Source organism: Caballeronia sp. INML2 (genome assembly GCF_023631365.1).
Lineage (GTDB): Bacteria > Pseudomonadota > Gammaproteobacteria > Burkholderiales > Burkholderiaceae > Caballeronia > Caballeronia turbans.
On sequence record NZ_JALQDH010000074.1, the window covers coordinates 208,511 to 222,498 of the forward strand.

The window sequence follows — 13,988 nt, forward strand, 5'->3', positions numbered from 1 at the left end:
CGAAGCACGTAGCGAATATTTGTCAGCCGGGCCTCAAGATCGCGGGACGCAAGCCGATAAGACGCTCACGCAATCGAGCCTTCGGGCCATCGGCAACCATGCACGGCACTTACAACTTCTGGCTGGTCGCGGCGTCGCTCGTAGTCGCGACGCTCGCTTCCTATACCGCGCTCGACATTTCGGGCCGGATCGCCTCGCTTTCGCGATCGCGCATGCGGCACATCTGGCTCGCGGGCGGGGCGGCGTCGATGGGCATCGGCATCTGGTCGATGCATTTCATCGGCGTGCTCGCCTTCGAATTGCCGATTCGACTCGGCTACGATTTCAAGATCACTGCCGGGTCGCTCGGCATCGCGGTGCTCGTGTCCTTCTTTGCGCTGCGTGTCATCACGAGCAAGCGGCTGACGGCGAGACGCCTCGTCGCGAGCAGCGTGCTGATGGGTGCGGGCATCGCGGCGATGCACTACACCGGCGATGCCGCGATGCGCATGCAACCGGCGATCGTGTACGATCCGCGCCTTTTCGCCGCGTCGATCGCGATAGCGGTGATCGCGTCGGGCGCGGCGCTGTGGATCGCGTACACGCTCTCGGATGCGAACCAGACGAACGTGCTCGTCAAGCGCATGGGGTCCGCGCTGGTGATGGGCATCGCGATCACCGGCATGCACTACACGGGCAACGCGGCGGCGGAGTTCTTGCCGGGCTCGATCTGCGGCGCGGCCAATGACGTCGATGCGCACTGGCTCGCGACCACCATCGTGCTCTTCACGCTGGCGATTCTGATCATCACGCTCGTGCTGTCGCGCTTCGACGCGCGCACAGCGCTGCTTGCCGGCTCGGTGTCGCGTCTGAATGGCCAGATCGTGCGCATGGCGACCTTCGACACGCTCACGGATCTTCCGAACCGCCGCACGATGAACGAGCGCTTCGATCGGGCTATGCGGAACGCGAAGCACAGCGGCGGCCGCTTCGCGATTCTCTTCATGGACCTCGACGGCTTCAAGACCATCAACGATTCGCTCGGCCATACGGTCGGCGACGAAGTGCTGAAGGCGTTCGCGCGGCGCCTGCAGGAATGCGTGCGCGGCGGCGATACGGTGGCGCGCCTCGGCGGCGACGAGTTCGTCGTGATGCTGGAAAACCTGCACGCACCGACCGATGCCGAGAAGATGGCCGAGCGCATTCTCGACGAGATGAAGAAAGGCCTGCTCGTCGGGAATCATCCGTTGCAGGTGATGCCGAGCATCGGCATCGCGCTGTTTCCGCAGGACGGCGACACCGTCGAATCGATGCTCAAGCACGCGGACTTGGCGATGTACGAGGCCAAGCGTGGCGGGCGCAGCACGTATCGCTTCTTCGAGGCGAGCATGAACGAGGCGGCGGTGCGGACCTTGCAGATACAGCAGGCGTTGCACGAGGCGTTGAACGGCGGCCACTTCTATTTGCTCTTCCAGCCGAAATTCCGTGGCAAGAGCGGCGAGCTGGCGGGCGCGGAGGCGCTGATCCGGCTGGACCATCCAGAGATCGGCACGCTGACGCCGCTCGAATTCATTCCGATCGCCGAGCGTTCCGGTCAGATCGTGGAAATCGGCTATTGGGTCGTGCACGAGACCTGCCGCCAGCTTGCGCGCTGGCGTGATGAAGGGTGTCCGCCGGTGAAGGTGGCCATCAACCTGTCGCCGCGACAATTGCACGAGGCGGATCTCGTCGAGAACATCATGATGATCGTGCGCGCGGAAGGCGTGCAGAGCGAGCAGATCATGTTCGAGATCACGGAGACGGTGGCGATGCAGGACGCGCCGCGCACGATCGAAATGATCCGCGCGTTCCAGGAGAATGGTTTCGAGATCGCCATCGACGATTTTGGCACGGGGTATTCGAGCCTCGCCTATTTGCAGCGTTTTCGCGCGAAGCAGTTGAAGATCGATCGCTTTTTCACGAACGGGCTCGACGAGAACGGGCAGGAAGGGCGCGCGATCGTGTCGGCGATCATCGCGCTCGCGCATTCGCTCGATATGGATGTGGTCGCCGAAGGAGTCGAGACGGGTTCGCAGCTCGACCGGCTTCAGGACATGATGTGCGACGAGATGCAGGGCTTTTTGCTGGCGATGCCGCTTTCCGCCGATGCGTTCGGGGTGATGCTGGAGCAGGGAGAGGTGAGCGCGTAGGCGGGCGTGGTCTGGTTCGAGGTGTCCTCGAATTTTGACTAACAATATTACTTAGTCATCCTTTCCGATATGTAAAAATCCTCACGTTCGCGGCGAGACATCGTCGCGGCGTATCGACGAGGCTAATAAAACATAGGGGTCAGGATGGTCAAGGGAAATGCGCCGCATATCTTGAGTTTCATCAATCTCAAGGGAGGCGTCGGCAAGACGACAACGGCGGTGGCCGTCGCGGAGATTCTCGCGCTCGAAGCGCGCCAGCGCGTGCTGCTGATCGATCTCGATCCGCAGACCAATGCCACGGTGAATCTGATTTCCGAAGTCGAGTGGGGCGAGCGCGACCACGCCGGGCACACGATCGCGCAACTGTTCGAGGACAAGATCAACAATCAGCTTCCGCCCAAGTTCGATATCGAGTGCGCGATCATACGCGGGGTGTCGACGGTCGACGGTGGCATCGAAGGGCTCGATTTGCTGCCTTCCAGCATTCGCCTGATCACGTTGCAGGACCACATTCCCGGCGTCGCGATGAAAGGGCACTTCACCAACAATCCGCTCGATATCCTGAAAAAGGCCCTGCATCCCGTCATCGACCGATACGACTACATCATCATCGATTGTCCGCCGAGCCTCGGCGCGGTCACGCACAATGGCCTGCGCATCTCGACCGGTTACGTCATTCCGACCATTCCCGATATCGTGTCGACGTGGGGCATCTATCAGATCGTCGACCACGTCCGTGGTTTCGCCGCCGACCTCGGGCAGAAGATCGAGCCGCTCGGCATCGTCGCGACGAAGGTGCAGAACAACAAGCTCCACGAACGTGTCATGGACGATCTGGCGCATGGCCGCCTCGGCAAGTTCAACCCGTCGGGCGTGCCGCAGCCTCATTTCTTCAAGAACTGGATTCCGCAATCCGTCGATGTTGCGCGCGGTGCGGATCACGAAGCCCATCTGCGCACGCTCAACAACAAGTACGGACCGAACGCGTATGCCGCTTTGCAAGGACTCACACGGGAAATCCTGACACTATGCGAAGCAAACACCCAGTGATCGCGCTGCTACAAGGTCTCTCCGCCTTGCTTGACGATGAAGCGTCGAGCAATCCTGCTTTTGCGGCAAAACTCGACGCGTTGATTCGCCCGCCCGAAAAACCATCCGGCGCGCGTCCGAAAACGTCGACCAAGCCCAAGGGCATCGACGTGCCCGACGTCCATGCCGAACTCGCAGCGCGTGGCGACGAAGACTTCCGCGCGTGGCTATGCACGCAGCCCGCCGATGTCCTCAAGGCCATCATCCGCCGGCAGGACCTCGATCCCTCGCGTCGTTCCTCGAAGTGGAAAGACGAGAAGAAGCTGGCGAACTTCATCGCGGACGGGTTGCGCGCCCGCCTGTCGCGAGGCTCGGCGTTCATCGGCCGGACACTTGACCCAAGCTGACGCCCTCAATCCATCGCCGCATGCGCGACCGATTCATCCCCGAGAGCGTTGCGCGCCGGGCGAATCAGCAACAGCAACGGCACTACCAGCAACGTCGCGACGAACATCAGCTTGAAATCGTTGAGATACGCGATCATCGACGCCTGCTGCGTGATGGTCTGATTGAGCATCGCCATGTCCTGCACGGAGCCGCCCGACAGGATCGATTGCATCGCGGGATTGAACGGCGTCACCTGCGCGGCGAGGTCCGCGTGGGCGACCTGCGTGTTGCGCGTCATCAGCGTCTGCACGATCGAAATGCCGATACTGCTGCCGATATTGCGCATCAGACTGTAGGTGGCGGTGCCGTCGGCGCGCAACTCGGGCGTGAGCGTCGAGAACGTCAGCGCCGACAGCGGCACGAACACGAGCCCGAGTCCAAAGCCCTGAATCACGCCCGGCCACACGATATCCGATGCCGACAGAACGATCGTGTAGTGCATCATTTGCCAGAGCGCCAGCGCCGAAATCAGGAAACCCGACAGCAACAGCAGACGCGCATCGATGTGCTTCAGAAGCCGCCCGGCGACGAGCATCGCGATCATCGTGCCCGCGCCGCTCGGCGCAGTGACGAGCCCGGTCGTCGCGACGGGATAGTTCATCAGGTTCTGCAACATCGGCGGCAATAGCGCGCGCGTCGCGTACATGACCGCGCCGATCACGAAGATGAAGCACGTGCCGGTCGCGAAGTTGCGGTCTTTCAGCAACTGGTATTTGAAGAACGAGCGCGCACCGGCCGTCGCCGTATGCGCGATGAAGAAGATGAAACTCAGCGCCGCGAGCAGCGCTTCGATGCGAATCTCCATCGAGCCGAACCAGTCGAGTTGTTCGCCGCGATCGAGCATCGCCTGAAACGCGCCGATCGCGAGGCCGAGCGTCGCGAAGCCGAATGCATCGAACTTCACCGCACGCCGCGCGACCTGCGCGGGCAGGAACGTCAATACGCCAAAGAGCGCGAACGCACCGATCGGCACGTTGATGAAGAACACCCAGCGCCAGTTGTAGCTGTCGGTGAGCCAGCCGCCGAGCGTCGGACCGAGAATCGGCCCGACCATCACGCCCATGCCCCAGACGGCCATCGCCTGGCCCTGTTTCTCGCGCGGATTGATGTCGAGCAGGATCGACTGCGACAGCGGCACGAGCGATGCGCCGAAAACGCCCTGCAACAGCCGCGACGCGACGATCTGCGCCAGCGTCTCCGACAGCCCGCAAAGCGCCGATGCGACCGTGAAGCCCGCGATCGAGACGCACAGCAGCTTCTTCACGCTCAACTGGTCGGAGAGCCAGCCGGTGAGCGGCGTCGCGATCGCCGCCGCGACGATGTAGGACGTCAGCACCCACGTGATTTCGTCCTGGGACGCCGACAGGCTGCCCTGCATATGCGGCAGCGCGACGTTTGCGATCGTGCTGTCGAGCGTCTGGATCAGCGTCGCGAGCATGATCGAGACGGTCAGCATGCCGCGGTTCAGGGGCGCCGCGGCGCGTTCCGTGGAGACTTCGGAGGACATGGAGGTGGCCGCGGGAAGCGGCTTTCATAAGTAGGGTGATGATAAGCAGGCTTATTATAGGGCGGGCGCATTGCGGCGCAATTCGGTCGATTACGGAGTGTGCGCAACGTGCCGCGCTGAAAGCTCTTCCATATAATCGCGCGATGGAAACCCAACTCGACAAGCGCTTCGGCTTTCTGGTCGCGGACGTGGACCGCCTGTGCGGCAATCGTTTCGACGTATTGGCCAGGTCATCGCTCAATCTCACGCGCGCGCAATGCCGCGTGCTCGCCTATCTTTCGCATTACGGCGAAGTGAATCAGGCGCGGCTCGCGGGGCTACTGGAAGTCGCGCCGATTTCCGCCGGACGGCTGCTCGACCGCATGGAAGAGGGCGGCTGGATCGAGCGTCGCCCGAATCCCGACGACCGCCGCGAACGCCAGGTCCGCATGACCCCGAAGGCGGAAAAGGCGCTCGACAAGGCGCGGCGCGTCGGCGACGAGATCGCGTCGGAGGCGCTCGCGGGCTTCAGCCGGCAGGAAAGCGAGCAGTTGATCGCGCTGCTGCAACGCGTGCGCGGGAATCTGAGCCGCATCGTCGACCGGTGACCGATCGCGGCGCATGCCTTCGCTGCCGGTTTGCGCGCGCCGTGCTAACGTGCCGCGCATGGATCGCCGATTGCTTGCGCGATCCGCGCAAGTGTCGTCGTCAACTGTCGCCATCCATCCGGAGAAGATCGATCATGAACAAACGAACCGCACCGTTGGCCGTCATCGCCCTGTCCGTCGCCGCGTTCGTCGCGATGCCCGTCGCGCAAGCGCAGGACACGGCCGCCTCCACGCCGAAGCAGATCAAGAAAGCCCAGCGCAAGGAGGCGCGCGCGAAGAAGAACGCCGAGCTGAAGCAACTGGAGCAGAACGGCTACAACCCGGCTGGCGAACAGACGAACTATCCGCAGAATCTGCAGAACGCGCAGGCGAAGATCAATGCGCAGAACGCCGGGAAACCGGCCCCGGCGTTGGCCCCGTAATCGATTCATCGTGTGGCGAAGACGCGGGAGACATCCCGCGTTTTCCGCCGACTGCCTTCGGCATAGAAGGCAACACGCAAGGTGCAAGTTCCCGATCGTCGACGAAGCGCCGCGGACACGGCCGATGAAGCGCGGAGGATACGAGCATGCGGTGGCGATCGTGGCTGTTGATCTTCGCGTTGTGCGACGCGCATGCGGCATCGCGCTACTACGCGCCGATGTCCTTCTATCCGCACGACGCCGTGCGCATCTCGCGCTTTGCAGCGGCGCCGGGCGCCATGCAGGTGCCCTACGGCGCGGGCGCGAGAGTCGGAGAAGGCGACTTCTACATCGTTTCGAACGCTACGTTCAAGGCATTGACGGCGCACATGCAACCGGACGGCACGATCGCGCTCGTTCAGTCGAAATGGACGCCGGAACTTGCCGCAAGTCAGGTCTGGACCGTCGATAAGGAAGGCAGCGGCTTTCGCCTGTATTCGAAACTCTACGGACGATACGTGACGCTCGGTGCGCGCGTGGGGCTCGAAGCGGCGTCGGGCGAAGCGCGGCAGAACTGGAGCATCGAAGCCGACGCGAACGCGGTGACCATCGCGGCAAGCGGCACGAAGACGGGGCTCGTCGTCACGCGTCACGCCCTGCGCGACGGCGCGTTCGTCGAAGTGAGCGCGCAGGCCGGGCAATGGCGTTTGTACGAGGTGCACAACGAAGGTGCGGATCACGCGTATCGCACGCACGATGCAGCCCTGCAATCGACCTACGACAACGCGGCGAAGCGCTATCACCTGAGCGCCTATGCGCCCGATGCGATCGAAGCCGACCGGCTCGGCGGCTTTCGCTGGACCGACTATCATCCGTCGGGGCTGTATGTGTCGAAGGGAGAGTCCGTCGTGATAGATGTGAGCGGTCTCGCCGACGATGGTCCGGATGGCCTCGTCATCATGGTCGGCAACAAGAACGGCTTCTACAGACGTCAGCCCGCGGGCGATCCTCAGATGATCCTCGCGACGGAAGGGCGCAACGAATTCGTTGCGTCGCGCGATGGCTTGCTTTACTTCGAATACGTCGATAGCGGATTCAACGAGCGCCCGCGCATGTCGATCGATATCTTCGTGCGCGAAGGCGGCAAGCCTGTGCCGTTCTATACCGAGGCCGCGACGACGCTCGTCGAATGGCGCGCGATGCTGCAACGTTACGCCGATTCGCCGCTCGTCGAGATGGTCGGCAGGCGCACGATGTTCACCGTCGCGCGCTCGATGTATGACAAGGCGGGCGCGGCGGACCCGGCCGCGCTGCTCGGCTATATCGGGCGGATCATGGGCTATCACGACGAGGTGTCCGGACTCGATGATTCGAGTGCGCTCGATGCACCCTCGCCGCTGCGCGTGCATTTCGTGCAGGACGCGATTTCCACGCACGCGGAGTTGCAGAACGCGTATATGTACGCGACGTACTACATGATCGGCCTGCCGCTGAACAGTGCCGCCGAGACCTTGCTACAAACCGCGAAGGCCGATGAATGGGGCGTGTGGCACGAGATGGGCCACATGTATCAGCAATGGGACTGGACGTGGCCCGGCGTAACCGAGACGACCGTGAACATCTATTCGCTGCACGCGCTGCAACGTCTCGGTACGCCGATGGCCTCGCCGTTGATGCAAGTCGTCGATGCGCGCGGCAGAAAGAACCGGATCGAGCTCGCGGCGCTTTATCTTGCGCAGCCGTCGCGCAATTTTCTCGACGATGCATCGTTTCCACTGCCTTCCGAGGCGCTGTGGATCAGGCTCGTGATGTACGAGCAGTTGCGCCGCGCGCTCGGCGACGGCTTCTATGCGCGGCTGCACAAGTTCTATCGGCTGCATCCGCTGATGGAGGATGAAGGCGGCGACAGGCGCGCGGTGCAGACCTTCATACTGCGCGCCTGCATTGCGGCGAATCTCGATTTGAGGGCGTTCTTCGAGCGATGGGGCTTGCCGGTCGATGCGGGTACGCACGCGGCTATCGGCAAATTGAAGCTGAATGCGCCTGCGACGGATTTGACGCGCACGCGGATCTGACGCGCAAAAAAACCGCCGACGCGCGAGGCGGTCGGCGAAGTTCTGGCTCTTGCGAGGGCTGCCAGAAACGCTTCGACCATTCATGCCGCATCGGCTAGCCGGATGTCGCTGCGCCCGTCCCGCCGCGTGGCTCTGCGCCGCGTCATCGCACGACCTATGCGCGCGCCCGGCACGTTATCGATGCCGAATGCGGGCCGCGCGAGAAAGAAACCCTGCGCGAGCACATGCGGCCACTGCGCGATCCACTGCGCCTGCGCGGCCGTCTCGACACCTTCGACGACAATTGCCACCTTGAGCCGCGTCAGCAGCGCGAGCACCGACGAAAACACCATGCACGCATTCGGGCTGCGCGGCGCTTCGGCCAGCAGCTCCTTCGCGATCTTCACCGTGCCGAAGTCGATCGGACCGAGTGCGGCGAGACACGAGTAGCCCGTGCCGAAGTCGTCCATCGCGACGCTCACGCCCTTGTGCTTGAGATGACTCACTACCTTCGGCATCGACGGCATGCGCGCCAGGTCTTCGCTTTCGAGCAATTCCAGCTCGATGCAATCGGGGGTGACCCCGTGCGACCGGCAAATCGAGTCCATGCGGTCCGCGAATCCCGGCAGCGCCGCGACCGATGGCGGCACGTTCACCGCGACCGAATAATGCGCGCCGCCGCGCGCCCGCCACGCCCCGATTTCGGACGCAACGACGTTCAGCACGAACCACGTGAGTTCGCGCATGAGGTCGGCGTCCTTGAAGGCCTCGCTGAATGCGCCCGGCAGCAATACGCCGTACTCCGGATGACGCCAGCGAATGAGCGCTTCCATTTGCGCGAGTTCGCCACTGTCGACTCGGTAGATTCCCTGATAGGCGATGCAGAATTCTCCGGCCTCGAGGCCGTCGAGTATGCGATGCCTGAATGCATGATCTGAGTTCGGCGCGGCTTTCGCGACAGGCGAGCCGTGTGTCGTTCTGTTCATGCTTGAGCCACCCCTCCCAGTTGGTCGTGGAGGCGGTTGCACGAGTCGTGCCAGACTTGCAGACTGTGCGCAATGCGAAGCCTCACAACGTTTGCGCGCCGGCGCATGCTGTCACGATTGCGGCACGAGGCGTCACGCCGCGTTCAGGGTTGCGTACCGATTTCGTGACGCCTTCTGCTGTGTGGGCTGGCGCACATAAGCCGAGTTCGCGTCCGCCTGCATCGGCATGCCGTTTTGAAGCTTCTGCTCAATAATTCTGGAACGTTTGTAATCCGGACCGATGCCGAAAGAATGGCTGGTCAGGCGGTTGCGGTCTGCGCGACTGGCCACATGCGTTCGAGCGCGCTGCCATCCTCGCGGAACAGATGCACATGGCGAATGCTGAAGCCCGCATTGAGGCGCTGCCCTTCGACGGCCGTCGATTCGCCCGAACCCTTCACCTGAATCACGAGTTCGTTTGGCAACCGCACATGCAGCAGCGTCTCGCCGCCGAGATGCTCGATCACCATGACTTCGCCGGAGAGACCGCTGTCGATATCGCCGCCGCCTGCTTCGACGAAATGCTCGGGCCGGATGCCGAGCGTGAGCGTTTCGCCCGCTCGCACGGTCGACGCCGCAAAAGGCAGCGTAAGCGGCTCGCCGCCGGGCAGCTCGATGGTGACCCCGGCGGCATCGACCCGCATCACGCGCACGTCCATGAAGTTCATCTTAGGCGAGCCGATGAAGCCCGCCACGAAGCGATTGTGCGGCGTGCGATACAACTCGAGCGGCGAGCCGATCTGTTCGACGCGTCCGTGATTCAGCACGACGATGCGATCGGCCATCGTCATGGCTTCGGTCTGATCGTGCGTGACGTAGATCATCGTCGCATTGAGCTGCTTGTGCAGCTTGATGAGTTCGAGACGCATCTGCACGCGTAATGCGGCATCGAGATTGGAAAGCGGTTCGTCGAAGAGAAAGACCTTAGGCTCGCGCACGATCGAACGTCCAATGGCAACGCGCTGACGCTGCCCGCCCGACAATGCGCGCGGACGGCGTTCGAGCAGCTGGCCGATCTGCAGAATCTCCGCCGCGCGATGCACGCGCTCTTTGATCTGCGCTTCGGGCAACTTGAGCATGCGCAGCCCGAACGCGATGTTTTCGTAGACCGACATGTGCGGATAGAGCGCGTACGACTGAAACACCATCGCGACGCCGCGTTGCGAAGGCTCGAGCTCGGTGACGTCTTCGCCGCCGATCAGTACTTGCCCCGAGTCGCTGCGTTCGAGACCTGCGATGGTGCGCAGCAAGGTGGACTTGCCGCACCCCGAGGGACCGACGAAGACCATGAACTCGCGATCTGTCACCTCGATGTCGACGCCCTTCAACACATCGACGCCCGCGAAGCTCTTGCGGATCTGCTGCAAATGGACTGCGCTCATACGTTGTCTCCTGTTTGCTGCGGCAGCGCAGCATCGGACGCATCGTCGAATTTGTTCTTGACAACCTGCTCGCGCCAAAATATACAATTGTAAAACCGAAATTACAAGTGAAACGACGCACGACAAAGCCGAACCCGTAAGCCTTACCCGCTCGATAAAAACCAAGGAGACAGGCATGAAGAAGCGCTTCATCCCGGCCACGCAGCTCGGCCCGATCAAACACGTCGCGGCGGTCGCGCTGCTGGCGGCGAGCGCAGCGTTCGCCGCATCGAACGCGCAGGCCTGGACTTTGAAGGAAGCGGCGCAGCCATACTCGGGCACCACGATCAAGGCCATCTTTCTCGATCGTCCCGGCTACAAGGCCGCGCAGCAACTGATCCCGCAGTTCGAGAAAGAGACGGGCATCAAGGTGCGCTGGGAAGTGATTCCTTACGAGAACACGCGCGAGAAGGAAGTGCTCAACTTCGTTGGTGGCGGCGATCAGGACATCGTGCTCGTCGATGTCGTGTGGATCGGCGAATTCGCGAGCAACAAGTGGCTCGTGCCGATCAAGAAGTTCACCGACGATCCGAAACTCGCCGACCCGAACCTGAACCTCAAGGGCTTCTTCCCGATCCTGCTCGATTCGTTCGGCACGTGGGACAAGGTCACCTACGGTCTGCCGTTCGATAACTATTCGGGCCTCATGTTCTACAACAAGTGCATGTTGAAGGACGCGGGTTTCGACGAACCGCCGAAAACCTGGGACGAGTTGCTCAACACGTATGCGCCGAAGCTCACGAAGGGCGACAAGTTCGCGTTCGCGTTGCAGTCGCGGCGCGGCGAGACGCAATCGGCGGATAGCTTCATGCGCGTGCTGTGGCCGAATGGCGGCTCGCTGCTCGATGCGAAGTTCAAGTCGAATCTGATGTCCGCGCAATCGCAGGCGGGCCTCGAATATCGGCAGAAGCTGATGAAGTACATGCCACCGGGCATCGTTGATTTCGATCATGCGGAAGCGGTGAACGCACTCGCGCAAGGCCAGGTCGCGATGATCACCGAGTGGTCCGCGTTCTATCCGACACTGACCGATCCGAGCAAGTCGAAGCTCGGCAACTGTCTCGCGATCACCACCGAGCCGAAAGGTTCCGCTGGCCTCAAGCCGGCGCTCGGCGGCTTCTCGCTCGCCGTGAACGCGAAGTCGAACGCGAAGAAGCAGGCGGCGTCGTGGCTGTTCATTCAATGGATCACGTCGGAAGCGATGGCGAAGCCCTACCTCGAAGCGGGCGGCGTGCCGGCGCGCACGGCGGTGTATCAGGACAAGGCCGTGCAGGACAAGTATCCGTTCGTGAAGCCGATGGTCGAATCGTGGCAGGGCGGCGTGCCGGATTATCGTCCGCGCTTCCCGGAATGGCCTGCCGTGTCGGAGGTCATCGGCGAATGGGGCAGCAAGATGATGCTCGGCCAGGTGACGGTGAAGGAAGGCGCGCAGACCATCGGTCAGAAGACCGAGGACATCCTGAAGAAAGCGGGCTATTACGACGGCAAGAAGCCTTTGCTGAAGTAACTTCATTCAAGGAACCGGAGGCGTTCGAATGGCTTCACCTGCAATGCGTGCGCGTGGACCGCGCAAGCCCGCGCGCTACTTCGGCATCGTGCCGCGTTCGCCCGCTTTCTGGTTCCTGATACCCGCAATCGCCGCGCTCGCGGTCATCGGCATCTATCCGCTGCTGCTTGCGCTCTATAACTCGTTCCATCAGTACAAGCTCGCGGATCTGGGTTCGGGAACGCCGTTCATCGGTGTCGACAATTACATCGCGACGCTGACCGATCCGAGCTTCTGGGGCGCGCTCGGACGCACCGCGTTGTTCCTCTGCGTGACCTTGCCGATCGAGATCGCGCTCGGCCTCTTCGCCGCGCTTTTGCTTCATCGCACGGAATTGCCGTGGATGCGTGCGGCCGCGCGTGTGAGCCTTGTCATTCCCATGGCGACGACGTATGCGGTCGTCGGCCTCATCGGGCGGCTGATCTTCAATCGTCAGTTCGGCGTGGCGAACTATCTGACCGGGCTCGTCGGCATTCCGCCGCAAGACTGGCTCGCCGATCCGACGCTCGCGTTCGTCTCCGTGATGATCATGGATATCTGGCAATGGACGCCGTTCTGCGCGCTGATCCTGCTCGCCGGACTGTCGATGGTGCCCAAAGAAGCCGAAGAAGCCGCGCGCCTCGAAACGCCGAAGTGGAGCATGATTCTCTGGCACCTGCAGCGTCCGTATCTGCTTCCGGGTCTCACGGCCATTCTCATTCTTCGCTCGGCCGACATGCTCAAGATGTTCGATGCCGTCTTCACGATGACGCGCGGCGGGCCCGGCGCCGCGACGGAATTCATCAGCGTCTATATCCAGCGCGTGGGCTTTCGTCTCTTCGATCAGGGCATGGCGTCCGCGCAGGCGATCATCCTGCTCATCCTGACGATCGTGCTGTCGCGTCTTTATATCCGTTTCGTGTATCGGGAGGCTGCGTGAGTTCGATCAATATGCCAGTCACGCAACGCGCGAAGCGCGCACGGGCCGCAAGAAAACGCGCCACTGTATGGCATTTTATCGGTCTGGTGGTCGTGTTTCTGTCGTCGGTGTTTCCGTTCTACTGGATGGTGACGACGAGCCTGAAAAGCCAGGCCGATGCGCTCGCGTATCCGCCGAAATGGCTGTTCTCGCCCACCTTCCATCACTACACCGCGGCGCTCTTCGAACATGACGTGGCGGGCAGCCTGCTGAACTCGCTCATCATCGCGTGCAGCACGACGGTCCTCGCGATCCTGCTCGGCACACCCGCCGCCTATGCGCTCGCGCGCTACGAATTCCGCGGCAAGGAAGACTTGTGGTTCTGGTTCATCTCGAACCGCATGGTGAGCCCGGTCGTGCTCGCGGTGCCGTTCTTCCTGATCGCGACGAAGCTCGATCTCGTCGATACGCATATCGTGCTGATCCTGCTGTATCTGACGTTCTCGTTGCCGATCGTCGTATGGATCTGCACGGACCAGTTCCGCAACATTCCAGTCGAGCTCGACGAAGCCGCGCGTCTCGACGGTGCGTCGCCGTGGCGCGTGTTCTGGCGCATCAATCTGCCGCTCGCGATGCCGGGCATCGTCGTCTCGGCGATCTTCGCGTTCATTTTCTCGTGGAACGATCTGCTCTATGCGCTCGTGCTGACGCGCAGCGACGCGATTACATCGCCCGTCGCCGCAACGAGCTACATGAGCGGCTATGAATTGCCGTGGGGCGAGATCATGGCGACGGGCACGCTGATCGTGCTGCCGATGGTGGTATTCGCGCTGCTCGTGTCGGGCCGACTCGTGCAAGGCCTGACGATGGGCGCGGTGAAATAAAATCCCGCAGCCTTTCATTGA

Annotated in this window: 12 protein-coding genes; 9 read left to right on the plus strand and 3 right to left on the minus strand. The window is 62.3% G+C overall.

Going from position 1 to position 13,988, the window contains the following annotated elements:
* Positions 1 to 98 precede the first annotated feature (98 nt).
* The 3 genes from NCT32_RS25795 to NCT32_RS25805 all read left to right on the plus strand — a co-directional run bounded on the left by NCT32_RS25795 (position 99) and on the right by NCT32_RS25805 (position 3,604).
* Positions 99 to 2,168: a bifunctional diguanylate cyclase/phosphodiesterase gene (locus NCT32_RS25795; protein ID WP_061116348.1), complete on the plus strand. Its 2,070-nt coding sequence runs from the start codon at positions 99 to 101 to the stop codon at positions 2,166 to 2,168.
* A gap of 171 nt (positions 2,169 to 2,339) precedes the next feature.
* On the plus strand, positions 2,340 to 3,218 hold the full coding sequence (locus tag NCT32_RS25800; protein ID WP_250477814.1) for a ParA family protein: 879 nt from the start codon (positions 2,340 to 2,342) through the stop codon (positions 3,216 to 3,218).
* Positions 3,215 to 3,604, plus strand: a complete 390-nt coding sequence (locus NCT32_RS25805) for a hypothetical protein (RefSeq protein ID WP_250477815.1) — start codon at positions 3,215 to 3,217, stop codon at positions 3,602 to 3,604. The genes NCT32_RS25800 and NCT32_RS25805 overlap by 4 nt, the downstream gene beginning before the upstream one ends.
* A gap of 5 nt (positions 3,605 to 3,609) precedes the next feature.
* Here the strand turns inward: NCT32_RS25805 and NCT32_RS25810 are convergent, their stop codons facing one another.
* Positions 3,610 to 5,151 carry a DHA2 family efflux MFS transporter permease subunit gene (locus tag NCT32_RS25810; protein ID WP_061116351.1) on the minus strand — a complete coding sequence of 514 codons (1,542 nt, stop codon included), beginning with the start codon at positions 5,149 to 5,151 and terminating at the stop codon, positions 3,610 to 3,612.
* A gap of 143 nt (positions 5,152 to 5,294) precedes the next feature.
* Between NCT32_RS25810 and NCT32_RS25815 the strand changes: the two genes are divergently transcribed.
* The 3 genes from NCT32_RS25815 to NCT32_RS25825 all read left to right on the plus strand — a co-directional run bounded on the left by NCT32_RS25815 (position 5,295) and on the right by NCT32_RS25825 (position 8,214).
* Positions 5,295 to 5,738 carry a MarR family winged helix-turn-helix transcriptional regulator gene (locus tag NCT32_RS25815; RefSeq protein WP_061116352.1) on the plus strand — a complete coding sequence of 148 codons (444 nt, stop codon included), beginning with the start codon at positions 5,295 to 5,297 and terminating at the stop codon, positions 5,736 to 5,738.
* Positions 5,739 to 5,872: 134 nt separating this feature from the next.
* Positions 5,873 to 6,160: a DUF4148 domain-containing protein gene (locus NCT32_RS25820; protein WP_250490623.1), complete on the plus strand. Its 288-nt coding sequence runs from the start codon at positions 5,873 to 5,875 to the stop codon at positions 6,158 to 6,160.
* A 146-nt stretch (positions 6,161 to 6,306) separates the two neighbouring features.
* On the plus strand, positions 6,307 to 8,214 hold the full coding sequence (locus NCT32_RS25825) for a M60 family metallopeptidase (RefSeq protein WP_061116353.1): 1,908 nt from the start codon (positions 6,307 to 6,309) through the stop codon (positions 8,212 to 8,214).
* Positions 8,215 to 8,294: 80 nt separating this feature from the next.
* Here NCT32_RS25825 and NCT32_RS25830 read toward each other — a convergent pair whose 3' ends face one another.
* Positions 8,295 to 9,179: an EAL domain-containing protein gene (locus NCT32_RS25830; RefSeq protein WP_061116354.1), complete on the minus strand. Its 885-nt coding sequence runs from the start codon at positions 9,177 to 9,179 to the stop codon at positions 8,295 to 8,297.
* 299 nt (positions 9,180 to 9,478) lie between these two features.
* Positions 9,479 to 10,600 carry an ABC transporter ATP-binding protein gene (locus NCT32_RS25835; RefSeq protein WP_061116355.1) on the minus strand — a complete coding sequence of 374 codons (1,122 nt, stop codon included), beginning with the start codon at positions 10,598 to 10,600 and terminating at the stop codon, positions 9,479 to 9,481.
* Between the two features lie 175 nt (positions 10,601 to 10,775).
* Here NCT32_RS25835 and NCT32_RS25840 point away from each other — a divergent pair, with 175 nt between their 5' ends.
* The 3 genes from NCT32_RS25840 to NCT32_RS25850 are packed head-to-tail and all read left to right on the plus strand — an operon-like array spanning position 10,776 to position 13,967.
* Complete coding sequence (locus NCT32_RS25840; RefSeq protein ID WP_061116356.1) at positions 10,776 to 12,146, plus strand: sugar ABC transporter substrate-binding protein; 1,371 nt, start codon at positions 10,776 to 10,778, stop codon at positions 12,144 to 12,146.
* A 28-nt stretch (positions 12,147 to 12,174) separates the two neighbouring features.
* Positions 12,175 to 13,104 carry a carbohydrate ABC transporter permease gene (locus NCT32_RS25845; protein WP_250477816.1) on the plus strand — a complete coding sequence of 310 codons (930 nt, stop codon included), beginning with the start codon at positions 12,175 to 12,177 and terminating at the stop codon, positions 13,102 to 13,104.
* Positions 13,105 to 13,115: 11 nt separating this feature from the next.
* Positions 13,116 to 13,967, plus strand: coding sequence for a carbohydrate ABC transporter permease (locus NCT32_RS25850; RefSeq protein ID WP_061116528.1), 852 nt, complete (start codon positions 13,116 to 13,118; stop codon positions 13,965 to 13,967).
* Positions 13,968 to 13,988 lie beyond the last annotated feature (21 nt).

Coding starts and splice junctions, on each gene's coding strand:
- NCT32_RS25850 (WP_061116528.1), top strand. CDS start 13,116: ATGCCAGTCACGCAACGCGCGAAGCGCGCACGGGCCGCAAGAAAACGC.
- NCT32_RS25820 (WP_250490623.1), top strand. CDS start 5,873: ATGAACAAACGAACCGCACCGTTGGCCGTCATCGCCCTGTCCGTCGCC.
- NCT32_RS25835 (WP_061116355.1), bottom strand. CDS start 10,600: ATGAGCGCAGTCCATTTGCAGCAGATCCGCAAGAGCTTCGCGGGCGTC.
- NCT32_RS25845 (WP_250477816.1), top strand. CDS start 12,175: ATGGCTTCACCTGCAATGCGTGCGCGTGGACCGCGCAAGCCCGCGCGC.
- NCT32_RS25810 (WP_061116351.1), bottom strand. CDS start 5,151: ATGTCCTCCGAAGTCTCCACGGAACGCGCCGCGGCGCCCCTGAACCGC.
- NCT32_RS25825 (WP_061116353.1), top strand. CDS start 6,307: ATGCGGTGGCGATCGTGGCTGTTGATCTTCGCGTTGTGCGACGCGCAT.
- NCT32_RS25815 (WP_061116352.1), top strand. CDS start 5,295: ATGGAAACCCAACTCGACAAGCGCTTCGGCTTTCTGGTCGCGGACGTG.
- NCT32_RS25795 (WP_061116348.1), top strand. CDS start 99: ATGCACGGCACTTACAACTTCTGGCTGGTCGCGGCGTCGCTCGTAGTC.
- NCT32_RS25830 (WP_061116354.1), bottom strand. CDS start 9,179: ATGAACAGAACGACACACGGCTCGCCTGTCGCGAAAGCCGCGCCGAAC.
- NCT32_RS25840 (WP_061116356.1), top strand. CDS start 10,776: ATGAAGAAGCGCTTCATCCCGGCCACGCAGCTCGGCCCGATCAAACAC.